General features: G+C 59.6%; 23 protein-coding genes. 9 read left to right on the top strand and 14 right to left on the bottom strand.

The genetic code is table 11. From position 1 onward, the window contains the following. Positions 1 to 118: 118 nt before the first annotated feature. The 3 genes from U3654_RS03450 to U3654_RS03440 form a co-directional block, all read right to left on the bottom strand. Positions 119 to 460, bottom strand: coding sequence for a hypothetical protein (locus U3654_RS03450; protein ID WP_324753967.1), 342 nt, complete (start codon positions 458 to 460; stop codon positions 119 to 121). Positions 461 to 462: 2 nt separating this feature from the next. After that, positions 463 to 2280: an ABC transporter ATP-binding protein/permease gene (locus U3654_RS03445; RefSeq protein ID WP_324753966.1), complete on the bottom strand. Its 1818-nt coding sequence runs from the start codon at positions 2278 to 2280 to the stop codon at positions 463 to 465. Positions 2281 to 2500: 220 nt separating this feature from the next. Beyond that, positions 2501 to 3877 carry a LysM peptidoglycan-binding domain-containing protein gene (locus U3654_RS03440; protein WP_324753965.1) on the bottom strand — a complete coding sequence of 459 codons (1377 nt, stop codon included), beginning with the start codon at positions 3875 to 3877 and terminating at the stop codon, positions 2501 to 2503. A gap of 106 nt (positions 3878 to 3983) precedes the next feature. Between U3654_RS03440 and U3654_RS03435 the strand changes: the two genes are divergently transcribed. After that, positions 3984 to 4568, top strand: coding sequence for a TIGR00730 family Rossman fold protein (locus tag U3654_RS03435; RefSeq protein ID WP_324753964.1), 585 nt, complete (start codon positions 3984 to 3986; stop codon positions 4566 to 4568). On the opposite strand, the gene rarD is transcribed toward U3654_RS03435, so the two are convergent. The 8 genes from rarD to U3654_RS03395 form a co-directional block, all read right to left on the bottom strand. Next, a complete protein-coding gene (gene rarD, locus U3654_RS03430) occupies positions 4487 to 5404 on the bottom strand; it encodes an EamA family transporter RarD (RefSeq protein WP_324753963.1) in 918 nt (305 codons plus the stop codon). The two genes, U3654_RS03435 and rarD, sit on opposite strands and share 82 nt — an antisense overlap. Before the next feature lie 123 nt (positions 5405 to 5527). Further along, positions 5528 to 5983, bottom strand: a complete 456-nt coding sequence (locus U3654_RS03425) for a host attachment family protein (protein ID WP_324753962.1) — start codon at positions 5981 to 5983, stop codon at positions 5528 to 5530. A 125-nt stretch (positions 5984 to 6108) separates the two neighbouring features. Beyond that, complete coding sequence (locus U3654_RS03420; RefSeq protein ID WP_324753961.1) at positions 6109 to 6708, bottom strand: superoxide dismutase; 600 nt, start codon at positions 6706 to 6708, stop codon at positions 6109 to 6111. Positions 6709 to 6890: 182 nt separating this feature from the next. Further along, the gene (locus tag U3654_RS03415) at positions 6891 to 7469 is read right to left on the bottom strand and encodes a sarcosine oxidase subunit gamma (RefSeq protein WP_324753960.1); all 579 of its coding nucleotides are present in this window, start codon (positions 7467 to 7469) and stop codon (positions 6891 to 6893) included. Next, positions 7462 to 10476: a sarcosine oxidase subunit alpha family protein gene (locus U3654_RS03410; RefSeq protein WP_324753959.1), complete on the bottom strand. Its 3015-nt coding sequence runs from the start codon at positions 10474 to 10476 to the stop codon at positions 7462 to 7464. Before U3654_RS03410 ends, U3654_RS03415 begins: the two co-directional genes overlap by 8 nt. A 61-nt stretch (positions 10477 to 10537) precedes the next feature. Continuing rightward, complete coding sequence (locus U3654_RS03405) at positions 10538 to 10867, bottom strand: sarcosine oxidase subunit delta (RefSeq protein WP_324753958.1); 330 nt, start codon at positions 10865 to 10867, stop codon at positions 10538 to 10540. Positions 10868 to 10957: 90 nt separating this feature from the next. Then, entirely contained in the window at positions 10958 to 11164 is a 207-nt protein-coding gene (locus U3654_RS03400; protein ID WP_324753957.1) for a hypothetical protein, read from the bottom strand. Between the two features lie 64 nt (positions 11165 to 11228). Further along, a complete protein-coding gene (locus U3654_RS03395) occupies positions 11229 to 12473 on the bottom strand; it encodes a sarcosine oxidase subunit beta family protein (protein ID WP_324753956.1) in 1245 nt (414 codons plus the stop codon). 230 nt (positions 12474 to 12703) lie between these two features. Between U3654_RS03395 and ccmI the strand changes: the two genes are divergently transcribed. From ccmI to U3654_RS03380, 3 genes are read left to right on the top strand one after another with little or no spacing between them, the layout of a single operon-like run. Beyond that, positions 12704 to 13972 carry a c-type cytochrome biogenesis protein CcmI gene (gene ccmI, locus U3654_RS03390; protein ID WP_324753955.1) on the top strand — a complete coding sequence of 423 codons (1269 nt, stop codon included), beginning with the start codon at positions 12704 to 12706 and terminating at the stop codon, positions 13970 to 13972. Further along, a complete protein-coding gene (gene ruvX / locus U3654_RS03385) occupies positions 13969 to 14445 on the top strand; it encodes a Holliday junction resolvase RuvX (RefSeq protein ID WP_324753954.1) in 477 nt (158 codons plus the stop codon). Before ccmI ends, ruvX begins: the two co-directional genes overlap by 4 nt. Beyond that, entirely contained in the window at positions 14442 to 14702 is a 261-nt protein-coding gene (locus U3654_RS03380) for a DUF1289 domain-containing protein (RefSeq protein WP_324753953.1), read from the top strand. The genes ruvX and U3654_RS03380 overlap by 4 nt, the downstream gene beginning before the upstream one ends. A 51-nt stretch (positions 14703 to 14753) precedes the next feature. On the opposite strand, the gene U3654_RS03375 is transcribed toward U3654_RS03380, so the two are convergent. The 3 genes from U3654_RS03375 to dusA form a co-directional block, all read right to left on the bottom strand. Further along, entirely contained in the window at positions 14754 to 15539 is a 786-nt protein-coding gene (locus tag U3654_RS03375) for a hypothetical protein (protein WP_324753952.1), read from the bottom strand. Further along, a complete protein-coding gene (locus tag U3654_RS03370) occupies positions 15536 to 16360 on the bottom strand; it encodes a sulfite exporter TauE/SafE family protein (RefSeq protein WP_324753951.1) in 825 nt (274 codons plus the stop codon). The genes U3654_RS03375 and U3654_RS03370 overlap by 4 nt, the downstream gene beginning before the upstream one ends. Before the next feature lie 130 nt (positions 16361 to 16490). Further along, a complete protein-coding gene (gene dusA / locus U3654_RS03365) occupies positions 16491 to 17504 on the bottom strand; it encodes a tRNA dihydrouridine(20/20a) synthase DusA (RefSeq protein WP_324753950.1) in 1014 nt (337 codons plus the stop codon). A gap of 457 nt (positions 17505 to 17961) precedes the next feature. Between dusA and U3654_RS03360 the strand changes: the two genes are divergently transcribed. From U3654_RS03360 to U3654_RS03340, 5 genes are all read left to right on the top strand, one after another. Then, entirely contained in the window at positions 17962 to 18621 is a 660-nt protein-coding gene (locus U3654_RS03360) for a hypothetical protein (protein WP_324753949.1), read from the top strand. 1474 nt (positions 18622 to 20095) lie between these two features. Next, positions 20096 to 21073, top strand: coding sequence for a glycoside hydrolase family 16 protein (locus U3654_RS03355; RefSeq protein WP_324753948.1), 978 nt, complete (start codon positions 20096 to 20098; stop codon positions 21071 to 21073). 6 nt (positions 21074 to 21079) lie between these two features. Continuing rightward, positions 21080 to 21274 (top strand): hypothetical protein, encoded by a 195-nt coding sequence (locus U3654_RS03350; RefSeq protein ID WP_324753947.1) that lies wholly within the window; start codon positions 21080 to 21082, stop codon positions 21272 to 21274. 658 nt (positions 21275 to 21932) lie between these two features. Further along, complete coding sequence (locus tag U3654_RS03345) at positions 21933 to 22574, top strand: sugar transferase (RefSeq protein ID WP_324753946.1); 642 nt, start codon at positions 21933 to 21935, stop codon at positions 22572 to 22574. A gap of 766 nt (positions 22575 to 23340) precedes the next feature. Beyond that, positions 23341 to 24423, top strand: a complete 1083-nt coding sequence (locus U3654_RS03340) for a GumC family protein (protein WP_324753945.1) — start codon at positions 23341 to 23343, stop codon at positions 24421 to 24423. Positions 24424 to 24453 lie beyond the last annotated feature (30 nt).

Below are 24453 nucleotides of genomic sequence, written 5' to 3'. Positions count from 1 at the left end.
GCGCCGCCGTTTTGCTACATTTCGCACTGACCAGGGTCGTTGCTCGGATCGCAATGTTGGGCCATTCCGCAGCCATAGATCAATGATCAGCCAAGAGAGTGGCGCAGGCGCGTGTGCCTTAAATACCTCGCGCGCGCTCGGCTTCGCCCAGCTCAGACCACCAATCGGCGTAGCTGGAATTTTTCGGATGAAGCCCACCCTCATCGGGGGCATCGTCCTGCCACCAGACCGGGCCACGCTCGCCCAGCGCGCGCTTGGCGGTATCGACACCGGCGCGCGCCTCGGCCTCTGCCTCGGCGTTACCACCAGCCAACTGAACCGCGCGGCGGGCCTTCATCAGCGCCTTGATCGCGGCGCGCCGGGTGCTGTCGTCCAGCGACGGGTTGGTGCAGCGCCAGAGGCGCGCGCGCGAGACGAAATAGCGCCCGTCCGGCGTCTGGGGATAATCCTTTTGCGGCACTGCTACGCGGCCTCTTCGGATTGTTGGCGATACCACAGGCCCGCATAACGCCCATCCTTGGCCAGCAGGTCGCTGTGGGTGCCCTGTTCGACGATGCGCCCGTCATCCAGCACGACGATGCGGTCCGCCTCGGCCACGGTGCTGAGCCGGTGCGCGATGATCAGAACGGTGCGCCCCTGCCCCGCGCGGGCCAGCGCGCCCTGAATGTCACGCTCGGTCGCGGTATCAAGCGCACTGGTTGCCTCATCCAACAGCAGGATCGGCGGATCCTTTAGCAATGTGCGCGCGATGCCGACGCGCTGTTTTTCACCGCCCGACAGCTTTAGCCCCCGCTCACCAACAGTGGTGTCGTAACCGTCCGGCAGCGAGGCGATGAAATCGTGGATCGAGGCCGCCTTGGCCGCCGCAATTACATCATCCTGCGTCGCGCCCTCGAGGCCGTAAGCGATATTGTAGCCAATGGTATCGTTGAAAAGGACGGTGTCCTGCGGCACCACGCCAATGGCGTCATGCAGGCTGCGCTGAGTGACGCCCCGGATGTCCTGCCCATCGATGCACAGCGCGCCTTGCGAGACATCGTAGAAGCGAAACAGCAACCGCCCGATGGTGGATTTGCCCGACCCGGTAGGCCCAACAATCGCGACGGTCTGGCCCGGCTCTGCGGTCAGGGTGATACCCTTGAGGATCTCGCGCGCGGGATCATAGCCGAAATGCACATCGCGCAGCTCAACCTTGCCGCCGGTCACTTGCAACGCGGCCGCATCCGGCGCGTCGGTCACATCCGGGGCCTGATCAAGCAGGCCAAACATCTCGCCCATATCCACAAGGCTCTGACGGATCTCGCGATAGACGGTCCCGAGAAAGTTGAGCGGCATGGTGATCTGGATCATGTAGGCGTTGACCATGACGAAATCGCCGACCGTCAGCGTGCCGTTCTGCACACCAATGGCGGCCATGACCATCACGATGACAAGGCCGGTGGTGATCAGCAGCGACTGCCCGAAATTGAGGAACGAGAGCGAATAGGAGGTGCGGACCGCAGCACGCTCATACCCCGCCATGGCCACGTCATAGCGGGCCGCCTCGCGATCCTCGGCGCCGAAATACTTGACCGTCTCGTAGTTGAGCAGGCTGTCGATCGCCTTTTGGTTGGCGTCGGTGTCCTGATCATTCATCTCTCGGCGCAATTTCACGCGCCATTCTGTCACCTTGAACGTGAACGCGACATAGAGCGCGATGACGATGACGACGACCACCAGATACCAGAAATCGAACGCGGCCCAGAGGATGATACCGACCAGGACCAGTTCCAGTATCAGCGGAAAGATTGAAAAGATGAGGAAGCGCAGCAGAAAATCGACGCCCTTGACGCCACGCTCGATGATCCGGCTCAGCCCGCCGGTCTTGCGGCTAATATGATAGCGCATCGACATCGCGTGAATATGCCGGAATGTGCGCAACGCCACCTTGCGCAGCGCCCGCTGGCCGACAGGGGCAAATAGCGCATCGCGCAGCTGTTGCAGGCCCACGGTCATCAGCCGCGCCACGCCGTAAGCGACCGTCAGGCCGATCGCGCCCGCGCCCAGCGTCCAAGCGGCATCCATGCTGCCCTCGCCCGAGAGCGTGTCGACCGCCGCCTTGTAGAAAAAGGGCGTGCCGACCGCGATCAGCTTGGCCGTGAAAAGGGCGATCAGTGCCAGCACCACGCGCCGCTTGACCCAAGCGCCGCCCTCTTTGGGCCAGACGTAGGGCGACACGCGTATGATGGTGGCCCAGCCGGAGGAGGGTCGGTCGGTTTCGGTGTCGGGATTATGGCTCATGAGGGGCCTTTGCGTGCTGCGGAACACCATATCTAGGCCGCACAGGCGTGGATATCCAGCCGCCGCGCGCGGTGGCAGCCCGATATGCAGGATTTGCAGGGCTTGACCTGAGTATTTTCAGAACAGTAAAGGCGTTGGGGTGGGCCGTGACACGTGCGCGATGCTCATTCGGGACGCCGCATTTCAGGTCATTGCTGTCTTGTGTATGGTCCCAAACGCCTTAGTCAGGCAAGGCAAAGACCTGTCCGGGATAGATCAGATCGGGATCTCGAATGCGGTCGGCATTGGCCTCAAAGACGCGGACATAAAGCAGGCCCTCGCCATATGTCTCGCGCGAGATGGCCCAGAGAGTGTTACCCGGCTGCACGGTGACCGCGCGGATCGTCAGGATGGGCGCCTGATCGGCGCCTTGGGCGCTGGTCGTTGCTGTTTTCGGCGCGCTGTTTTGCGGCATGTCGGCGCTGGCGGCAATGTCGCTTTGCAACTCTGCCAGCAGGGCGCGATCCTCACGTTTGAAGGGCGTCTCGACCCGGCTGGTCACGTCGCCGGCTGTATCAACCTCATCTATGCGCAAGGTATAGATGCCGGTACCGACCTGCGGCAAGGCAGTGCGCCAAGTGCCCGCATCCGTGATACGCGACGTGGTGATGGGCGTGTTGTCGAGATAGATTCGGACGAGTCCGGTGCCGACCGCGCGCCCAGACAACTGCACGCTGCCATCTTCGGTATAGCTGATCGCGTCGAGTGCGACCGAAGACATGACTCGCGGTGCGTTGGCGGCCTGCGTGGACGGCGTTGAACCGGGCGAGGGCGTGGGAGTCTGAAGGACGCGCACGCCGTCGGCGTCGGTCATCAGCACTGTGCGCTCAGGAATATCCGTGGCGGCGTCAGGATCGGTGGCGGTGTCCGATGCTCCGTCCGATGTGGCGCCCTTGAGTGCGGCCCTATCCGCCGCCGGGTCCGGTGCGGACCGGAGGGGATCGGCGTCTGTGCCACTGCTAAGGTCCGGGGCGGTTTGCGCGATGGTCGCGGCGGGGCGAGTCCCGTGCGTATCGTTGGGTGCGGTATCATCCACGCCACCCTCTACTGTCGCGATCTGCTGCTCAGGCGAGCGCTCGGGCGCTGGGGCGATGATGACTTCGCCTTCGCCCATGATTGCCGCGCCGCCATCCGGACCGGACATGCTTAACGTTAGCACATGCGGCGCGGTGTCGTCGGGCAGATCGACGAATTCGGCAAAGGCACCGTCGCTACCCGCGGATGCGGTGGCTAGGGGCGCGCCGTCCAGCATGATCTGGACCTGCCAGCCGGGTGACGCGCGGCCTGCAATGAGGGCAGAGCCACCTGGCTCCAGCCGGAAGACGTCGATGCGGGGGGGTGCGGGGGCGATGGGCTGTGTTTCAGAGGCGTTGTCCGTTGCCTTGGGTTCGGCGGTTTCCTTGACGCTGGGATCAGGCATGGCTGCGGCCATTTCGGGCGGAGCAGAGCGCGGGCCGATCACGCCGCCAAAGTAGAGCCCGCCCAGCAACAGCACCACGAGCACAGCGGCGCCTACGCCGATCCGGCGTGCCGAGTGCTCATTGGCAAAGATGCTCATTCGCGGCCCCCCAGCCATATGCCACGCGCCATTGCGCGAGGGTTGTCCGAGCCTAACAACAAGGCTAACACGCGTCAAAAGAACCGTACACGAAAGGCGAGTCCGCATGCCCACCCCGTCCATCTGTGTCTTTTGCGGCGCACGCGAAGGCGCGCGCATGGCCTATAGCGCCGCCGCCGATGAACTGGGCGCAGCGCTCGCGCATGAGGGCTGGCGGCTGGTCTATGGCGCTGGCGATGTGGGGTTGATGGGCCGCTGCGCGCGGGCGGCGCTGGAGGCGGGTGGCGATCTGCTGGGCGTCATTCCGCAACATCTGGTCGGGCTTGAGGCCACGGCGGAGACAGGGGTGGATACGCGCGCCCGGCGCGTCGTGACCGAGACGATGCACGAGCGCAAGAAGGTGATGTTCATGAACTGCGACGCCATCGCGCTGCTGCCCGGCGGCGGCGGATCGCTGGACGAGTTGTTCGAGGTGCTGACATGGCGCCAGTTGGGCCTGCATACCAAGCCAGTGGTGCTGATCGACGTCGATGGCTACTGGCAGCCGCTGGTCGCGCTGTTAGAGCATGTCGTCACTGAGGGCTTTGCCGGGACGGACCTGTCCGGGGGCTATATCACCGTGCCGGATGTGCCGGCTGCCCTTGCAACCTTGCGCGCGGCCCTGCCCCGGCGCCAGGACGACGCCGTATAGATCACCAGCGCGGTCCAGATCAGCGCGAAGGCAATGGCGTGCCATAGCGTGAAAGCCTCGCGAAAAATCAGCGTCGCCACCAGAAATTGCAGCGTCGGATTGACGTATTGAACGAGGCCGATTGTCGCCAGCGTCACCCGGCGCGTGGCGTAGGAAAACAGGATCAATGGCACAGCCGTCATGAGTCCCGAAAACATCAGCATCAGCGACGTCGCCAGATCCTCGCCGAAATGCCCGTCACCGCGGGAATGGATCACGGCCAGCCACGCGATTGCAAAGGGTAGCAGCATCGTCACCTCAGCGGTGACCGACACGACCGGGCCTGTGGACAGCCCCTTTTTGACAGCGCCGTAGGTCGCGAAGGACAACGCCAGAACCAGCGCAACCCATGGCGCAACCTGCAGTCCGATCGACAAGATGATCACCGCACTGGCCGCCAGCACGACCGAAACGATTTGCGCACGGCTCAGCTTCTCGCGGTAGAAGATCGCGCCAAACAGCACGGCGGCGAGCGGAAAGATGTAGTATCCCAGCGATGCTTCGGTCGCGTGTCCCAGATGGATTGACGTGATGAACACGAACCAATTGAGCGAAATGATCAGTGCCGCAAAGGCCACAATGCCGAAGGTGCGCGGGGTTGAAACGGCAGAAGGAAGCGTGCGCAAACGGCCCTGAAATCGCAGGAGGCAGACAAAGAATACAAATCCCCAGAGCGTGCGATGGCAGAGGATCTCGGCAGCGGGGACATTATCGAGCAATTTGTAGAAGATGCCTGACAAGCCCCAGATGGTACAGGCCCCCATCATCGCAAAGACGCCTTTGGCCTCGTCGGTCATCTGTTCGGCCCCGCCACATACGCCTTGTCCGGACGGTGCATATCCGAGCGGGGTCGGATAAGAAAGGGGCTGCGCGGAGGGCGAAACCTGCGCTTGCAGCCGGCCCTGCGCGCAACGACGGTGTTACATTTCGGCGAGTTGAGCCTTGACCAGTTTTTCGACCTCGTCGAGCGGGTGGTTGGTCAGATCCTTAGCAATCTCGGCGATAACCTTGTTCGTGACTTCCAGGTGCAATTCGCTGCGCAACGCGCCCAATGTGCGGGCGGCCGCAACGATGACTAGATGATCGTAGGCCCCGCGATGTGCCTGCTTGTATAGGCGATCCGCCAGATCCGAGGCAAACCGCTCTTTGGCCAGCTCATGCCAGTCGGTGTCGTCAAAAGCCGACCGGTGGCCCTGAGGGCTACCCTGCATTCGACCCGGACGGTTAGCGGATTGGTCGATATCTTTGGGGTTGTCCTGTTCATCGATGCGCACGACGTTTAGATCGGGCGCATCCGCGTCACCGTCGTTACGCAGGAACAGCGCCTTTTCCCCATCGCAGATCAACACCCATGTGCCGGTTTTCAGCTCAATCATCAGATGCTCTCCGTTTTGGTTGAAATATGTAAGGGAACGGCGGGCTTGCACCTGCGGTTCCCCCGCGCACGAAAAAGCCCCCGGCAGGGCGCTGCCGGGGGCCAAATATGTCGCGATATGCCGGACTACATGCGGCTGGCGACGTTTTCCCAGTTCACCAGCGCGCTCAGGAAGTTGTCCAGATAGGCCGGGCGCTTGTTGCGGAAATCGATGTAATAGGAATGTTCCCAGACGTCGCAGCCCAGCAGCGCTGTCTGGCCGTGGCAGACGGGGTTTACGCCATTCTCGGTCTTGGTGACCTTGAGGCTGCCGTCCTTGTCCTTGACCAGCCAAGCCCAGCCCGAGCCGAACTGACCAGCGCCAGCGGCTGCAAACTCTTTCTTGAAATCGTCGACGCTGCCAAAGCTATCTTTGAGTGCTTTTTCCAGCTCGGAAGGCATGTCGGATTTACCGGGGCTCATCATTTCCCAGAACTGGTTGTGGTTCCACAACTGGCTGATGTTGTTAAAGATGCCGGATTGCGCGACAGCGTTCTTGTCATACGTGCCCTTGATGATCTCTTCGAGGGTCTTGCCCTCCCACTCGGTGCCTTTGATGGCTTTGTTGCCATTGTCGACATAGGCCTTGTGGTGGATGTCGTGGTGGTATTCCAGCGTCTCCTTGCTCATGCCGTTGCCTGCCAGAGCGTCGTGGGCATAGGGCAGATCGGGAAGTTCGAATGTCATGGGTTAGTCCCCCTCGTTATTGAAAATTCTGTATAGCCCCTAGATGGAGGCCTTAGGGAGGGAACGTCAAGAGTGGTGCGAAGGTTCCGGATTGCGCCCCACTTCGCCCCAAACAGCATCCAATGTGCATTGGGGCAAGGGGCCCGGCGCCGCATTATGAGCATGAGCGCAGGGCCAATCCATTATTTCGCGTGGTAGCGCACTTCGCTTCCCGGTGCAGTGGCACCCTTCAGCAGGTCGAACACATATTGCGCGACCGAGCGGAAGCAGACGATGCGCGCCTCACCCGCCTCGGCCATCCAGATCGCGGCAGGCACCTGCGCCATGCGCGAGCGGCGGAACTGACCTACCTTGAAGGCGGACGCAGACGTATCCACCGGCATCAACTTGGCCAATGCCTCGCGTACCAGCGCATCGTCGCCACTGACGGCGAACATGCAGCGCGCGTCCGAGACGTTGACAGCCAGATGATGCGCGTCGCCCATACCCGTGCCGATCTCGGCCAGTTTGGCGTCGACATCGGCGTAAGGAACGAGGATCAGCAACTCGTCCGGCGACATCCATGCGGCGCCGCCATTGTCCGAGAGGCTGATATGCCCGGCAGTCGGCATGTCGCCGCCCGCAGCAGCCTTGACCGCCTTCTTCAACTTGGCGGCACCCAGATCGCCGCGCAGCGTAATCATGCCTTGCAGGCCCATGTCGCGAACCTGTGCAAAGCCCTGCGCGCTGGCGCCATTCAAGGCGCTGACTAGATTAGACATTCTGCTTCTCCCCGTCCTTGTCGAAGAATACCGGATCGACGATTTTCGCGCGCATCACCGTGCCGTCGAGGCGTGGAAATTCCAGCACCTCGCCCATCCGGTCCGGCCCGTTCAGAACCAGCCCCATGGCGATGCCCCGATCCAGCGTGGGCGAGTGGTAGGTCGATGTGACCCTACCTTGCGTTTCGCGCTGGCCATTCGCGTTGATGCCCTCTGCGGTGGCGTATGCGCCATCGGGCAGCACGCCGCCATCGACTGTTTCCAGCCCCACCAACTTCCATCGTTTAGGATCGGTCATATGGCTACGCTCCTGCGCGCGCTTGCCGATATAATCCTCTTTCTTTTTCGAGATCGCCCAGTTCAGCCCCAGATCCTGCGGGATCACGGTGCCGTCGGTTTCGTCCCCGATCATGATAAAGCCCTTTTCGGCCCGCATGATATGCAGCGCCTCGGTGCCATAAACCGTGATGTTCGCCGACGACCCCGCCGCCAGCAACGCATCCCAAAGGGCACGCCCCTCAGAGGCTTTGACCGCGATCTCGTAGCTCAACTCGCCCGAGAATGAGATGCGATAGGCGCGCGCCTGCATCCCGCCAAGGGTGATGTCGGTCCACGCCATGAACGGCAATGCCTCGGCGCTGATGTCGTCGCCGGTCAGTTTTTCCAGCGTTTCGCGGGCGCGTGGGCCGACAACGGCGATCTGGGCATATTCTTCGGTCAGGTTGGCGACATAGACGTCCCAATCCCACCATTCGGTTTGCAGCCACTCCTCCATGTGACCATGGATCGACTCGGCCCCGCCGGTGGTGGTGTGGCAGAGGAACGTGTCGTCATCGATGCGGGCAACAACGCCATCATCGACCAGAAAGCCATTCTCGCTGCACATCAGGCCATAACGGCAGCGCCCCACCTTTAGTGTGCTCATCATGTTAGTATAGAGCATGTCGAGGAACTTGCCCGCGTCCTTGCCCTTGACCACCAGCTTACCCAACGTGGATGCATCAAGCATTCCAAGGCTTTGCCGAGTGTTCTTAACCTCGCGGCTAACCGCCTCTTCGATGCTCTCGCCCGGCTGCTGGTAGGTGTAGGGACGACGCCACTGGCCAACCGGCTCGAAAAACGCGCCGTTTTCCACATGCCAGTCGTACATGGGCGTCTGGCGGATCGGCATGAACCGCTCGTCGCGTGCCTCGCCGGTGATGGAGGCCATCGAGATCGGCGTATAGGGCGGGCGGAACGTGGTCGTGCCGGTCTGCGGAATAGGTTGACCCAAAGCATCAGAAAGGATCGCCAGACCATTGATGTTACTCAGCTTACCCTGATCCGTCGCCATGCCTAGCGTGGTATACCGCTTGGCATGTTCGACCGACTCGTAGCCTTCCTGCGCAGCGAGTTGAATGTCTGACACCTTGACGTCGTTCTGGTAGTCCAGCCATGCCTTCTGGCGCTTGGCGATACCTGCGCCTTGCGGCATCATCCAGACGGGGGCCATGGGCGCCTCGTCGATCGCCTCGGCCTGGGGGGCCTTGGGGGTCTCGCCGGAGTGGCCCGCTGCCTTGGCGGCAGACGCGCCTGCGGAGGTGGCGTCCGACAGGATTTCGCCCAAGCCGAACGCACCATTGGCCGCGCCTGCCGCCCTCACGAACGCCTCGCCGGACGCGCCGGTCGGCGCTTTGTCCACATCGGGGCGGAAGGAGGCTGACGCCTCGTCCCAGATCAGCTTGCCGCCGCTATGGGACCAGAGGTGGACCACTGGCGACCAGCCGCCGGACATGGCGACAACATCGCACGCAATCTCCTCCAGCACGGCACCCTCGCCGGCCTGAGAGCAGATCCCGACACCGGTAACACGCTTGCCACCCTGAACGGATGAAATGCCGTGACCCATCAGCACGCGGATACCCAGCGATTTGGCCTCGGCCATCAGCGGGCTGTCCTGCGACGGAACGCGCGCGTCGAGGATGACAGGCACGTCAAGGCCGTTCTCCTTAAGGGTGATCGCCGTGCGGTAGGCATCGTCGTTGTTCGTCACGATAACCGTGCGGTCGCCAATGGAAACGCCGTAATCGACGACATAGTCGCGCACGGCAGAGGCGAGCATGACACCCGGAATGTCGTTCCCCGCAAAGCTGAGCGGACGCTCAATAGCGCCTGTTGCCGTGACGATCTGCGCGGCTCGGATGCGCCATAGACGGTGGCGCGGACCTGGGGCGTCCGGCTGGTGATCGCCGACACGCTCATAGCCCAGCGCATAGCCGTGGTCGTAAACGCCCGCGCCCATGGTGCGGTTGCGCATGGTTACATTGGCCATGCCCGACAGTTCAGAGACTAGATCGTCCACAAACTTGTCCACAGGTTGACCTGCGACCGTGCCGCCATCAACCGGTGAGCGGCCACCCCAATGGGCCGTCTGCTCGATCAACATCACCTTGGCCCCAGTGGCCGCAGCCGACCGTGCGGCCTGAAGGCCCGCGACGCCGCCGCCAATGACCAATACGTCGCAAAAGGCATAGAAATGCTCATACGTGTCGTTGTCGCGCTGATCGGGCGCGCGTCCGAGGCCCGCAGATTTGCGGATGATCGGCTCGTAGAAATGCTTCCAGAGGGGGCGCGGGTGGATGAACATCTTGTAGTAGAAGCCAGCAGGCAGAAAGCGCGCCAGCTTGGTATTGATGGCGCCCACGTCGAAGTCGAGCGACGGCCAGTGGTTTTGGCTGGTGCAGGTCAGCCCGTCATAAAGCTCGGTCGTGGTGACGCGCTGGTTCGGCTCGAACGCCGCGCCCTCGCCCATGCCAACAAGGCCGTTCGGCTCTTCGGCGCCAGATGCGACCACGCCGCGCGGGCGATGGTATTTGAACGAGCGGCCCATCAGCATCTGGTCATTCGCCAGCAGCGCCGAGGCGATCGTGTCGCCGGCGTAGCCGCGCAGACGCTTGCCGTTGAAGGTGAAATCGAGTTTGCGACCCTTATCCAGAAGGCGGCCGCCATCTGCCAGACGTGTACTCATGCCATTGCCCCCGCGCCGATGGTTAGGTTTGAATTTCGAGTAATTTCAGAACGGTGAAAGATCATGCGAACTCCCTCCACGACCAGCCGGGACGCTTGGCTTTGATCGCGTCCTTGATATCCTGCGGCGGCTCTAGCGTCTGTGCCGGATAGGTGCCAAAGATTTCCAGCGTGACAGTGTCGCGGGCAGCGTGAAACCACTTGCCGCAACCGTTATTGTGGCGCCAGCGTTCCAGATGGACGCCCTTGGGGTTCACCTTGGAGAAGAGGTAGTCATGAAAATCCCCGTCGGCAGAGCCGGGGCCGAAACGCTTCAGATGCGCCTCGCCGCCGCCGTGAAATTCGGTTTCCTCGCCGGTCACGCCGCAGCAGGGGCAGGTCAGGATCAGCATGTGACTATCTCCGTAGTAGGTTCGGCCAATGCAAAAAGGGCGCGCGCCGAAAGGCGCCGCCCGATTTGCAGAATGGAATGATAGAATCCGTTATTCGTTGTTAACGGCGCCCTCAATAGCGTCCGCAGCTTCGCTGGCACCTTCGCCAGCGCCCTCGATCGAGATGTTGACATCGTTGCTGTCTTCGGCGCTGCTGTAGAACAGCCAGCCCAGTACAGCGACCGCGACCAGAAGGCCGCCGACGACAAAGGCAAGAAAGCTGTTGTTGGAATTCGAGTTCGGTTGTTGGTCGGACACGATATATCTCCATTGGAAATGCACTTAGTCGGGCCAACGCCGCAATGTAAGATAAAGTTCCCCATCAGTGCGCCACGCCTGCCGCGACCGACTCGTCAATAAAGCGGCCCTCGTAGAAGCGGTTTAGTCCGAACGCGTCGGTCAGCGGTGATTGGCCCTTGGCCATCAGTTCGGCAAAGCCCCAGCCAGAACCGGGGATCGCCTTGAACCCACCAGTGCCCCAGCCGCAGTTGACGAACATGCCGTCGACGGGGGTTTTGCTGAGGATCGGCGAGCGGTCGCCGGTGACATCGACAATGCCGCCCCACTGGCGCAGCATTTTCAGACGCGCGACCATCGGGAACGTCTCGACCAGCGCGCGCACGGTTTCCTCGATATGATGGAAGGCGCCGCGCTGAGTGTAGTTATTGTAGCCGTCGGTGCCGCCACCGATGACCATCTCGCCCTTGTCGGACTGGCTCATATAGCCGTGCACGGTGTTGGCCATGACGACCACATCCATGCAGGGTTTGATCGGCTCGCTGACCAGCGCCTGAAGTGATACGGATTCAATGGGCAGGCGGAAGCCGGCCATATCGGCGAGGTGGCCCGAATGGCCCGCGACGACGACGCCCAGCTTGTCACAGCCGATGGTGCCGCGATTGGTGTTGACGCCCGTCACCTTACCGCCAGACTGCTCGATCCCGGTGACTTCGCATTTCTGGATGATGTGCATGCCCATGTCACTGCAAGCACGGGCATAGCCCCATGCGACCGCGTCGTGGCGGGCCGTGCCGGCGCGTGCCTGCCAGATCGCGCCGAGGACAGGATAGCGCGGGCCGTCGATGTTGATGATCGGGACCAGCTGCTTGACCCGCTGGGGGCCGATGTATTCAGTCTTGACGCCTTGAAGGGCATTGGCATGCGCCGTGCGCTCATACCCGCGCACCTCGCCCTGCGTCTGTGCCAGCATCATCACGCCTCGTGGGCTAAACATGACGTTGTAGTTCAGGTCCTGACTCATCGTCTCGTACAGCGAGCGCGCCTTTTCGTAGATCGCAGCGGACGCATCCTGAAGGTAGTTCGAGCGGATGATGGTGGTGTTGCGGCCTGTGTTGCCGCCGCCCAGCCAACCCTTTTCCAGCACCGCGACATTTGTGATGCCGAAGTTTTTGCCAAGGTAATATGCGGTGGCCAGACCATGACCACCCGCGCCGACGATGATGACGTCGTATTTCTTTTTCGGCTCGGGCGAGGCCCATGCCCGCTCCCATCCTGTGTGGTTGCGTAGCGCCTCACGGGCAACGGCGAAGGCTGAGTAGCGTTTCATGCGCGGTCTCACTCTGGTGATGGATTCGCTGATATGCGTCGGGATTATGTACGGTATGCGGCCAAAGCCAATTCTGCAACATACGCGGTGCGGCGGTGAATGCACGATTTGCGACAATGCGCCGCCTATCTACGGGGGTCCACACGCAGGTGCGACATCAACGGCGCGTATCGCCTCTTCCACCGGGGGCGCGGCGCAGTTATGTGGGCATCGATAGCAGGAGAGACGCCATGATGTTCTGGATCGTCGCCGCCGCGCTGGCGCTGGGAACGAGCGCGCTGATCGCCGCCACGCTGATGCGCGGGCGGGCCAGCGCAGCGCCGCCTGCGGCCTATGATATTGGGATTTACCGCGTCCAACTGCGGGACGTCGATAAGGATCTGGCGCGCGGCACGATTACCGAGGGCGAGGCCGGGCGCCTGCGCGCCGAAGTGTCGCGCCGTATTCTGGCCGCAGATGCACAAGTGCAGGCTTACGGCGTAGACGGCGGGCAGCCGCGCCGCGCAGGTGCGATATTAGCTGCATTGCTGGTAGCGGTGGTGACGGGTGGCGCAATTGCGGGCTATCTGAGCTTGGGTGCGCCGGGCTATCGGGACCTACCGCGCGCCGAGCGCCTCGCTGCGTCGGATATGGCCCGTGGTGAGCGGCTGGATCAGCAGGAGGCCGAGGCGCGTTTCGGTCCTGACGAACGGCCTGTAATCCCGTCTGAGGATTTCGCCCAGTTGATGACGCAGCTGCGCGCCGCCATCGAGACGCGCCCGGACGACGTGCGCGGCCTGATGCTGCTGGCACGTAACGAGGCAAGCCTCGGAAACACACGTGCAGCGCGGCGCGCGCAGGCCCGGCTGATCGAGATCAAGGGCAATGCCGCTGTCGCCGCCGATCATGCCTTTCTTGCCGATCTGATGATCACTGCGGCAGGCGGCTATGTATCGTCCGAGGCCGAGACCAGCCTGCGCGCCGCCCTGTTGCTGAACCCCGGCCTACCCGAGGCGCGCTATTACCTTGGGCTCTATTATGCACAGGTCGATCGCCCCGACGCCGCCTTTCGTACGTGGAGGGAATTGTTGGAGGACAGCCCCGCGGACGCCGCCTGGATCATGCCATTGCGCGAGCGGATCGGCGACGCCGCCACGCGCGCAGGTATCCGGTATACGTTGCCAGATGCCCCGCAAACCTCCCCGCAGGCCAACGGCCCGACAGCCGAGCAGATCGAAGACGCCGAGGGGATGACCGACGAGGGTCGTCAGGCGTTCATCCGCTCGATGGTCGAGGGGTTGATGGCACGCCTCGCCGATGAGGGCGGACCGCCACAGGATTGGGCGCGACTGATCACCGCCTTGGGGGTTCTGGGCGAAACGGACCGCGCCGACGCGATTTGGACAGAGGCGCGGGCGACGTTCGCAGAGCAACCAGACGCGCTGGCCCTGCTGCGCGAGGCGGCGGACGGCGCGGGACTGAACACCAATGAGACGGACCCGAGCGAGACCGCGCAGTGATCCACGAGGATATAGCCGATTTTACCGCCGAATTGCCCCCGATGCAGGCCCTCATGGGGCTCGATCTGGGCGACAAGACGATTGGTGTCGCGGTGTCCGACGCGCTTTGGTCGATCGCCAGCCCGCACGAGACCGTGCGACGCAAGAAATTTGGCGTCGATGCCGCACGATTGTTGGATATTGTGATGGATCGGCGCATCGGTGGCATCATCCTTGGCCTGCCGCGCAACATGGATGGCAGCGAGGGTCCGCGCTGTCAGTCAACCCGTGCATTTGCGCGCAACCTCAGCCGCCTCACGGACCTGCCCATCGGCTATTGGGACGAGCGTCTGTCCACGGTCGCGGCCGAACGCGCGCTTTTGGAGGCGGATACGTCTCGCAAGCGTCGCGCCGAGGTTATCGACAACATCGCCGCATCGTATATCCTGCAAGGGGTGCTGGACCGGATCGGTCACATGAGGAGCGCGCGATGATGGACGGACAAGGCAATTCGGGCGAGCCGCCAATATGGACCCGCGATGAGGTGCAATCGCCCTGCATCCAGATCTGCGTGGTCCACCCCGAAGAGCGCATATGCACCGGCTGCCTACGCAGCATCGACGAGATCACCGGCTGGTCAAAGATGACCGACGGCGAGCGGACTGCGATCATGGAAGAGCTGCCAGATCGCGCGGGCCTTTTGCGCAAGCGGCGCGGGGGGCGCGCGGCGCGACTGAAGCGCGGCAAATAACGGGCCAAGTGGCCAGCAAGCGCGCCCCAGCCTCTTCAGAGTGCGCTCTCTTCAGAGTGCGCTCAACCAATCAGGCCCCTGCCCTATAAATTCAGGGCGAAAATATGCAATCATGCGCCCCTCCGGCGGCGCCTCTGCGCCCTCCTGCCAAGGTGCTACCCCGTGCAGCGCCAGACGATGCATCAGCACCGCCTCGCCCGGCTGCGCGGGCAACTCGACGCGTGCGCAGCGTTCGAACACCTCGCGACGGGTCGTCTTGTAAATTTCCGTCAGATCCACCGCGCCCCAGTCTGCTGGTGGCACGCCCTCCAGCGCGGTAGCAAAGGCGGCGCGCATCACCTCGTGACTGCCCTCCCACGCGACCAGCGGGCTGGCCCCGTCGCCCACGTCGGTCAGCGGCAGGCCTAGAATGTAGGCGTGCCTTTCCTTTAGCATCCGCGCCCGGGTGTCGCCCACGGCCAGCAGGCCATCGACATGCGCGGCATCGCGCCGGGTACGGTAGCGCGCTGCTGCCTCCCCCTCGCCCTTGCGCGGCTGGGGATAGCCGGGCCAGGTGACCGACACCTGCCCCGAATGCAGCGGCAGATCGCCATAGAGCGCGCGCGCCGCGTCATAGCCAGGCCCGCTCAGCGGACCACTGCCCTCCACGGCGCCGCGCGCGTCGTTGGGCAGCGTATCAACCCCGACAAACCATGTGCCGCCGCATTGCACCCTCGCGGCGCGGTGGGCAGGCTCAGCCATGCGCCGCAAGGCGGCGTTGCGCGCGGCATCTGCCCAAGCTGCGACGCCCGCGTCATGGCCGAACCGCGCCCAGCCCTTTTGCAAAAACGCGCTCACCAGCCCAGCGACTTGCGCAGCATGTTAAGCGCGATCAACGTCAGAAAAATGCCGAACACGCGCTTTAGCGGTTTGGGGTCCATCGCATGGGCCAGCCTCACGCCCAGCGGCGCGGTCAGCAGCGTCATCGCGATGACGATGAGAAAAGCGGGTCCGTTTACCGCACCGACGGTAAAGGGCGGACGCCCCGCTGGCGCGATATCCAGCAACAGGAAGCCGATGACCGACGGCACCGCAATGGCAGCGCCAAAACCTGCCGCAGTGGCGACAGCGCGGTGGATCGGCACGTCATGCAGGCTCATCAAAGGCACGCCAAAGCTGCCCCCGCCGATGCCCATCAACACCGAAAGAAAGCCAACGACCGGCGACATGAGAGAGCGCGCAAGCGGGCCGGGCATGACTTCGCCCAGTCGCCAATGCGTGCGCCCCAAGGTCATATAAATTCCGACACACAAGGCGAGGATGCCGAAGATGCCCTGCAACGTCCCCGAACGCAGGCTTGCCGCCACGACCACCCCCAGCACCGCGCCGATGGCGATGCCCGGCGCCCATGTGCGCAGAATGTCCCAATTGACCGCCCCCTTGCGGTGATGCGACAGCACCGAGCGCACGGAGGTTACGATGATCGTCGCCAATGACGTGGCGAGGCACACTTGCATCAGTTGCGGGCCGCCATAGCCCAGCGTCTTGAATGCAAAGAAGAACGCAGGGACCAGAATGATCCCGCCGCCAACACCCAAAAGGCCCGCCAACACGCCCGCAAAGGCGCCGATGGCCAGCAGCATCGCCGTCATGGCCAGCAGTAGGGAGGGATCGGGCATGGCGACGTCTCCTGCAAGTAATTGGGCGAAGACCGACGCGTTTTACGTTTTTTCCGAGTCGGGAAAAATAGAAAAGGCCCACACACCCTTCGATGTTGTGGGCGTTTTGCCGCGTGGCTGCAAACGGATTTTAGGCGGCCTGCACGTCCTCGACCAGTCCAAGCGCGGCCTCGATCAGTTCTGGCCCCGCGCCAGGCAGATGCGCGCCCTCCGACAACATGCGCCGCCATGCCCGCGCGCCGGGCCGTCCGGCAAAGAGTCCCAGCATATGGCGCGTGATCTGGTTCAACCGACCACCCGCCACCAGATGCAACTCGGCATAGTCCATCATGGCGCGCGCGGCACCCTCGGGCGTGCTGTCGGGCGTGGTTTCGCCAAAGATCAGACGGTCGGCGGCGCAGAGGATCTGCGCAGGTGAGTGATAGGCCGCGCGCCCGACCATTACGCCGTCCATGCCTGCGCTCAGGTGGCTCTGCACCGCCTCCAGACTGTCGATGCCGCCATTGACCGACAGGTGCAGCGCGGGAAAGCGCGCTTTCATCTCATGCACCAGCGCGTAATCCAGCGGCGGAATATCGCGGTTCTCCTTGGGGCTGAGCCCCTCCAACCACGCCATCCGCGCATGGATCGTCAGGCGCGTGACGCCTGCCGCGACCACCTCTTGGATAAAGTGCGGCAGCACCTCATGCGGGGTCTGATCGTCGACGCCGATCCGACACTTGACCGTTACCGGAACGTCGACGGCGGCGCGCATCGCGGCGCAACATTGGGCCACGCGGGCGGGCGATTTCATCAGCACCGCCCCGAACGTGCCCGATTGAACCCGGTCGCTGGGGCAGCCAACATTCAGGTTGATTTCGTCATAGCCGGCCTCCGCGCCCAGCCGTGCCGCCTGCGCCAACTCGACCGGGTCCGATCCACCCAGCTGCAACGCGACCGGATGCTCGCCCGGACCATGCTCAAGCAGATGCAACGCGCCTCCGCGCACCAGCGCTGGCGCGGTCACCATCTCAGTATATAGCAAAACCCGGCGGCTAAGCAGCCGATGCAAATGACGACAATGGCGGTCAGTCCAATCCATCATCGGAGCAATGGAAAGGCGCGATGCCGCAAAAACCTCCTTATTTCTTGAATAATCTGTCATGTATCTGCGATCTCATCGGGACATATTCTGGACTATTTCAGTGTATCTGGACCGACCCATACCCAATGGCAGTCCACAGGATTACCTAATACGGGCTCAATCGTCGAACTCAAGGCATGGATGGCTCGGTCAGGTACGGCGTCCAAATCGCTATAAAGTCTAAGGGCCGGATCGTCCATCAAGAGTCGCCCACCTTTGGCCGCGCGACAAATGCAAAGGCATGGCTGAAAAACCGAAAGCGACTTAAAGAGTCTGACCAAACCGGTATCGACCAGACCAAAAGCCGGATCAAACTCGTCCCCGTGATCAGAAGTCGTTCTCAGATTATGGGTCAATGCACGTGTCACGACACAGCTTATCCAAGAAGCTTGATTTGAGCATAAGGAAGCGATGACATGCAGGGGGGAAATTCCATTTTGGAACGTCGGCTTAAGTTTCTTGCAAAAGGAACTAAACCATGAAGATTAATAACTCATTATTTTGTGTGACCACAGTCATTGCTGTTGCAGGGTGTACATCAGCTCGCTTTATAGATGATTTTGAAGTTGATACGATAGGTGAAGCGCCGTTGGCTGAGCCGGATGGTACGCCTTCTGATCGCGTCCTTAGCGTTGGCAGAATCGGGTCAATTACTGTGAGTAATGTGGCACCTATCGCTGGCTCTAAATCTCTGAACATCGCTGGGCCCGGAAGGTCTGTTGTATACATGTATGCGGAAGCCCTTAACGACACCAGTCAAGGGGTTTACGCGAGTTGGGAGGGTAGACTTAGCCCAGGTTCCGCTGCGAACATCTCCCTTTTTTCCGGTCATTTCTCAACTATCGCCGAGATTATATTCGATACCGGCGTAATCACAGCCGGCGGAAATCAGGTTGGCGCGTATTCGCCAGGACAAGACCATTCGATACTATTATATGCAAATCCTGCGAACGACACTTATCAAGTCAGTTCTTTCGGTGCCGTGTCTTCGGGAGGCCTTCGAAGTGGCTCTGTGACAAATCCCAGCGAGTTCCCTCAAACCATCATAGGTCTGTCATTTGCATTGATTGATGGAGGATCAACTGACAACTACAGGGTCGATAGTGTGCGAATGACCGAGGGCCGTCCACCAAGTTAGAGCGTTTCACTCAAGTTTTTACCCCCAGCCTAGAGTGCGCCCATCGGGTGGTCCAGTTTGGATATGGGTGGATGGTCGGCCTCTGGTCTATTGGCATGATGCTTTAAGGGCCGCATCAAAACGCGACGGGTCCAAGGGCCGATCCCTCAACACGCAGCGCGACTAGGTATCGTGTGTTGAAGTCTGAGCCACCCATTTTTCATCTTCTTGGTGGTGGAGAAGAGAAAGTGGGAGCGCAAAAACCGCAATGTACTGACAGCTTTAGCCGCGAGACAGATGATCGCGACCGCGTCAATTAATGCCCGCTAGCGCAGCAGTTAGGAATAGGCCGCGTTAGGAACGCAGGCTCGGTAGTGGCAGGGGATTGTTAAGGCGACGCTTGTTTCAGCCCCGATAGGAGATCTGAAAATCGGCACGTGATCGGCACAGACCCAAGCCTTCAGGAGTGGGTTTCCAGCTTTTGCCATTGAGTTCTAAGAACTGTGCAATCGTTTCAGCACCAACGGCAAACTGACACCTGCTACCAAAAAGAACGAGCCGGAGAAGGAATAGACCAGCAGCACATCCCAAAATGACAGGCTAAACACATGCTGAAAATAAATGGTTGTCAGGATTGCTGATGGAACGGAAAATAGGACTAAAACACCAACCATCGTCGTACTCCAAGTAGTTATTCCCCCAATGTAAACCAAACCTAGATTAGTAATTTGGTAAAGCAAGCAGCATATGAGGTTTTGGTCAAATTGTCGTACCAACCGTCCAATTTGTCATACCTGCCGTTCAGTGTTCTCTTTCCGCACTCTTTGCGTTGATGGTGTAATTCAGTCTCGCCCTTTGAAGTGGACCGCCCCAAAATTTAGCGAAGCATGGAACCATAGATGGCCGATATCGGCGAAAAGGGTGTCCTCAACACCCTGTGAGATAAGCGTTTTCAGGCTCGCATCCACCTGTTTTTATTGGATAATACCATTATGACTTGATGTAATGATGGGCAAACCGGAATCGCAGGAGCAGCATTTTACCGTTTCCGGATCGAGGACCGTGTTCCGTCGACCATCTTCTACCGCAGATCGATCTGCTGCTGGATTTTGACGATCTCAGACCACAGTTGGCGGTGCTCTACAGCCGGACCGGACGCCCATCGATCGGCTGCGAAAAGTTGATCCGCATGCTGCAAATGGGATACAGGCCCTGTTGATGGCCAAATCATGCGTTGTTAGAGGATATGCTTGGTCGACGTTGGCGCAGCTAAGGTCAGAGCCCAAAATTTTCTTAACTTTACGCAAAACACGCCTATTGAAGTGGGCGGCAGTAGGGGTGATCTTGTCGATGTGCTCAGGCGATGGATAGATACACAACGTATCGTTGCCATTGTCGTTAGGCAGTTTTCTTAGGCTGCTGGATTTCATTCGCGCCTGAAACTAGTATGGAGAGTGGTGACAACATGCCCTGCCAGATTTTAAGAACCATGTGCATGGGATTGATGGCGTCGGCCTTACTCTTTCCTTCAATTCTAAAAGGTGAAGAAAATCAAACCTGTAGGGCTGGTCAAACCGTTGATTGCGGCGCCACTGCACCGCAAATCCTTGACCTTGCCGTTCCGAGTCCGGGAGTCGCGAAGCCTGAGATGTCTAGTGTCGTTGATGCGCCGCTTCACCTCAAATTGCAGCGTCAGTTCTTTGACGATTTTATTCGATTTTCACCTGACCATAGCGGTTGGCGCCATCACTACAACCATGGTCGCTACGACGAATTTCGCGGTAGGACACTGCAAGCCAACAAAGAGCAACAAGTCTACGTTGATCCAGGTTTTGCAGGCACCGGTGACACGCCTCTGGGGCTGAATCCGTTCGATATTCGTGAGGGGGTTCTTAGTATTACGGGCAGTCGCGCAAGTTCGGATGCAATGCCGTATCTTGATGGTTTTGAATATACGTCCGGTTTGATATCTTCTCAAAATACCTTCGAGCAAACTTACGGATACTTTGAGGCGCGCATGAAGGTCCCAATCGGGCAAGGGCTGTGGTCTGCGTTTTGGTTGAAAACACATCACGCACACACCCCCAAGGGGCTACCCGCATGGCCCCCTGAAATCGATATTATGGAGTTCATTGGAACAAGGCCGGACAGGTATTATACCACGGTTCACTGGGACGTTATGCCGAACAACAAGAAAAGTGGTTCAGAAATTTCGGACGTTAAACCCGGTGCTGACTTTAATACATACGGTGTGCTCTGGACGCCCGATCAAACTGTTTTTTACTTCAACAGGCAACCTGTCAAATTGATAGAAACAAAGCCTAATCACAATGTTCCTATGTTCATGGTGCTGAACCTCGCGTTAGGTGGGAAATGGCCAGGCAATGTTAGTGACGAAGCACTGCCCGCTCGGCTAGAGATCGACTGGGTCGCAGCGTACCAGATTTCGCCAGATCAGAAGATCGAGAAATAGCAATCTTTGGTAGCCCTGAAAATCCGTCATCAGCTTGCACGTCCGCGCATCGTTGAACGAAAAGCGGATCTCTTCCTAGGCTCGCAGACCAGCGGCCGCGCCGCCGTCATTGCCTCCGCGCTGTTCAAAACGGCCAAGCTGAACAGTGTCGACCCGCAGGCATCTTCCTCTGATACGCTTGCATTTATTCCGGGCTCCTAGATCACCTACGGCAACGGTATTCTGCCTTGGCGTTGACGGTCCGCCATACAGATTGGCACCGCCCCAGCCTGACCACCGCCAGTCAAAAGATTGCCTTCGAAGGTATCAAACTCGTCGTTGCGCGGGCCCTCAAGATGCCCTGACATCCACCTCGACAAGCTGCATCTCGTCATACAGGCGGCGATGGGATGGCGGTTCACTTGATCCGCATAGCCCCGACGCTGACGAACTCCGTCTCGACGCACTGAAGCTCGCAAAGAACTGGAAGCCACTCAGAAAGTGGGCGCTGTCACGGGACGGGTTGCTCGGTGCAAACATGCCCCGCCGTGAATCGGGGCCGATTTCGAACGCCGGGTGAGACGGCATACAAAATCCTCGACTCAAGCTAATCGCGTTATGTCACTTGCCCTTGCGACCCTTGATGATACCCATCCAAGCATTTTAGGCGCAGCGCATAAGAGGAAATCCGCCTTCAAACTGGCGTACTCTCGCCTAACCAGTAATGATTGAACACTTTTTCCGGGAACTCCCGGACAACCCCGCTAGTTACTGATCAGGAAAAATAGCTAACAGCTAACAGAAGGTAAACGGTAGTGGATTTCTCGCTGAGATCTTACGCCTGAAGGGGGCTTGTGTGGTTCAAAGAGACTATAGCAGTTTGAGGAAATTTGACGGTGACCCACCGCTGGGTCATGCGGCCAAGCGAATCTTCGACATTCTATTTGCCATTGTTGCGATTTCGGCCAGCCTTGGGGTCGTCCTGATCAGTGCTCTGTGGATCAAGGCGGTCAGTCGCGGACCAGCTTTTTTCGTCCATTACAGAATCGGATTTGGCGGAGAGGAATTTCCGTGCCTAAAGTTGCGCACAATGACGGTCGATGCCAACGAACGTCTGGAAGCGCACCTTGCCGAAAACCCCGAAGATCGAAAGGAGTTCGAGCTAAATCAAAAGTTGAAGCATGACCCTCGGATCGTGCCTGGTATTGGCAACTTTTTACGCAAAACAAGTTTAGATGAGTTGCCGCAGTTTCTCAACGTACTCCTTGGACATATGTCCATCGTTGGGCCCCGCCCTGTTACCGACGCGGAACTAGATCGCTATGGCATGCATCAATCTGCCTACTTGGCGACGCGGCCAGGTATAACGGGGCTATGGCAAGTATCTGGCAGAAATACCTTGTCGTTTGAGGATCGTGTCGAGATTGATTCAGAATATGTCAAAAACTGGTCCATGACGCGGGACTTAGAAATCGTCGTGAAGACAGTAAAAGTCGTCCTGACTGGTGAGGGGGCTTGTTAAAGATGTTTCAAATCCAAGCTGTGGCTCAACTTGCGCCCAGTTTAAAAGGTAACTCGACCGCCGACGGCGCTAGATCCTTTCACGCCCTCAACTTCACTGTTTTCGGTTTTCAATGATGTCCATCGCTATTGGCCACAAATGATGCACGGCCGCGACAATGCATGTGCCGAGGCAACTCCCCCCGATGAAAAATGCGAGTGCTAGTAGAAAATTTGAGCCGAGAAATAGGCCGATCGTGGCGGAAATGATGCCAAGCAACATACCAATGATTAAATATCCAACAATCATAACGGGTCACTTTATGCCCTGCAAATTAATGCACTGCAGAATGGTATAAACAAAGCGTACAACTCTTGGTAAGTTCGGTCAATTTCATTCAGTGTATCAAGCGAACCTTAAGAAGTACCTACTCCTTCTACGACATCGTCCTGCCCGCACGGGCATGCAGTAGCCAATGAAAAAGAGCTATGTCAGAGATCATCACAGTCAGGCTGCGCGACGAGATGGGATTGTTGAAAGTGCGATGCTTGCTGGTCAATAGCCATGAGGTTTGGGTTCATAGACGTAAAAGCAACCTTAGATGCAGGTGCGTGCCTTGCCGACGCGCCCCGCAAGCCGCAGCTAACTGTCAAATCTAGCCAGCCAGCCGTATTTCACGGGGCAGCCGCGCCTAAACGGGGGCAGCCAAGGTTACAAACCACTACTTACAGCAGTAAATCAATCATGCTAACCCTTCGCCACAATCCACCAACGAGAGTATCAGAACATGTCGGACGATCACGAAATTGACGACCGGCTCTCGGACAAGGGTGTGGTCGATGTCGGTAGGGTCATCGGCAATCTGCTGAGAGGCTGGGTCACCATCCTCGGCGCCGCACTTATTGTCAGCGGGATCGCCGCGCTCACAACTCTGACTATGCCTGATCAATTTAGCGCGGTGGCGCGGATTATCATCGAGCCCGAGCAAAGCAAACTAACCGGCTTTTCAGCATCCGAAGCTATCAAGCCGGTCAGTGAGGCGATGATCGAAAGCAACGCCGAGATCATCCAGTCAAATCGAGTCCTTGAACAGGTCGTCAAAGAGCTTTCGCTACAGGAGAACGAAGTTTTTCTGGGGGCGCCTGACGATCTGGCAGATGCGCCCAATGTAAGCGGAATAGCTGACATGCCCAGCAGATTAGCGCTTAAAAAGCTGAGCGAAGTTCTGACTATACGACCTGTGGGCAGTTCTATGATATTGTCTATCCGGGCGACGACAGAGGACCCACTGCTATCCGCCGAAATTGCGAACACCGTCGCCGAGAAATTCATTCTCGCAGAGCAGAAAATCAAAGTGGACCAAGCGCAGGCCGCCAACTTGTGGCTGATAGAGCGGCTTACGGATCTTCAATCACGTGTCAGTGGATCGTCTAGAAAGCTAGAGACATTTCGCACCCAAACTGGCGACATGACCGAACGCCAAGTCACGGAGACATCTAGGCTTCTTTTCTCTCTCGAGCGTGAATTGGAGCAACGGCAAGCACAGTCAGATCGTGCAACCCGCGAGAGTTTGGAGACACGAATTGAAAATACCAAGGCGGAACTTGTTGATCTAACATCAAGCATCGTGACTTTGAATGAATTGGAGCGTCAGGCAAGCGCCGACAGCGTCTTGTACGAAAGGCTTCTGGAGCGCGCCAGAGAGATGCAGGAACTAGAGACTTTTCAAGTGTCCAGCGTCCGCATCGTATCCGACGCTCTTCCCCCGCTTGAAAAGAGCGCGCCGGCAAGAAAGCTGATCGTATTGCTTTGCTTTGTGTTAGGGGGCGCGATTGGGGCCGGGATCGTCATACTACGCGAGGCAAACTAAGTTGAAAGCGATGAAGGCCCCCGATGGCCA

The organism is Roseovarius sp. Pro17 (assembly GCF_035599575.1).
Taxonomy (GTDB): Bacteria; Pseudomonadota; Alphaproteobacteria; order Rhodobacterales; family Rhodobacteraceae; genus Roseovarius.
The sequence above is the reverse complement of the archived record's forward strand: the minus strand, read 5'-3'. Positions and strand labels throughout refer to the sequence as shown.

Bases quoted from the DNA above. Each gene is read 5' to 3' on its own strand.
- U3654_RS03445 (WP_324753966.1), bottom strand. From the start codon at position 2,280: ATGAGCCATAATCCCGACACCGAAACCGACCGACCCTCCTCCGGCTGG.
- U3654_RS03440 (WP_324753965.1), bottom strand. From the start codon at position 3,877: ATGAGCATCTTTGCCAATGAGCACTCGGCACGCCGGATCGGCGTAGGC.
- U3654_RS03435 (WP_324753964.1), top strand. From the start codon at position 3,984: ATGCCCACCCCGTCCATCTGTGTCTTTTGCGGCGCACGCGAAGGCGCG.
- rarD (WP_324753963.1), bottom strand. From the start codon at position 5,404: ATGACCGACGAGGCCAAAGGCGTCTTTGCGATGATGGGGGCCTGTACC.
- U3654_RS03425 (WP_324753962.1), bottom strand. From the start codon at position 5,983: ATGATTGAGCTGAAAACCGGCACATGGGTGTTGATCTGCGATGGGGAA.
- U3654_RS03420 (WP_324753961.1), bottom strand. From the start codon at position 6,708: ATGACATTCGAACTTCCCGATCTGCCCTATGCCCACGACGCTCTGGCA.
- U3654_RS03415 (WP_324753960.1), bottom strand. From the start codon at position 7,469: ATGTCTAATCTAGTCAGCGCCTTGAATGGCGCCAGCGCGCAGGGCTTT.
- U3654_RS03410 (WP_324753959.1), bottom strand. From the start codon at position 10,476: ATGAGTACACGTCTGGCAGATGGCGGCCGCCTTCTGGATAAGGGTCGC.
- U3654_RS03405 (WP_324753958.1), bottom strand. From the start codon at position 10,867: ATGCTGATCCTGACCTGCCCCTGCTGCGGCGTGACCGGCGAGGAAACC.
- U3654_RS03395 (WP_324753956.1), bottom strand. From the start codon at position 12,473: ATGAAACGCTACTCAGCCTTCGCCGTTGCCCGTGAGGCGCTACGCAAC.
- ccmI (WP_324753955.1), top strand. From the start codon at position 12,704: ATGATGTTCTGGATCGTCGCCGCCGCGCTGGCGCTGGGAACGAGCGCG.
- U3654_RS03380 (WP_324753953.1), top strand. From the start codon at position 14,442: ATGATGGACGGACAAGGCAATTCGGGCGAGCCGCCAATATGGACCCGC.
- U3654_RS03370 (WP_324753951.1), bottom strand. From the start codon at position 16,360: ATGCCCGATCCCTCCCTACTGCTGGCCATGACGGCGATGCTGCTGGCC.
- dusA (WP_324753950.1), bottom strand. From the start codon at position 17,504: ATGACAGATTATTCAAGAAATAAGGAGGTTTTTGCGGCATCGCGCCTT.
- U3654_RS03360 (WP_324753949.1), top strand. From the start codon at position 17,962: ATGAAGATTAATAACTCATTATTTTGTGTGACCACAGTCATTGCTGTT.
- U3654_RS03355 (WP_324753948.1), top strand. From the start codon at position 20,096: ATGGGATTGATGGCGTCGGCCTTACTCTTTCCTTCAATTCTAAAAGGT.
- U3654_RS03340 (WP_324753945.1), top strand. From the start codon at position 23,341: ATGTCGGACGATCACGAAATTGACGACCGGCTCTCGGACAAGGGTGTG.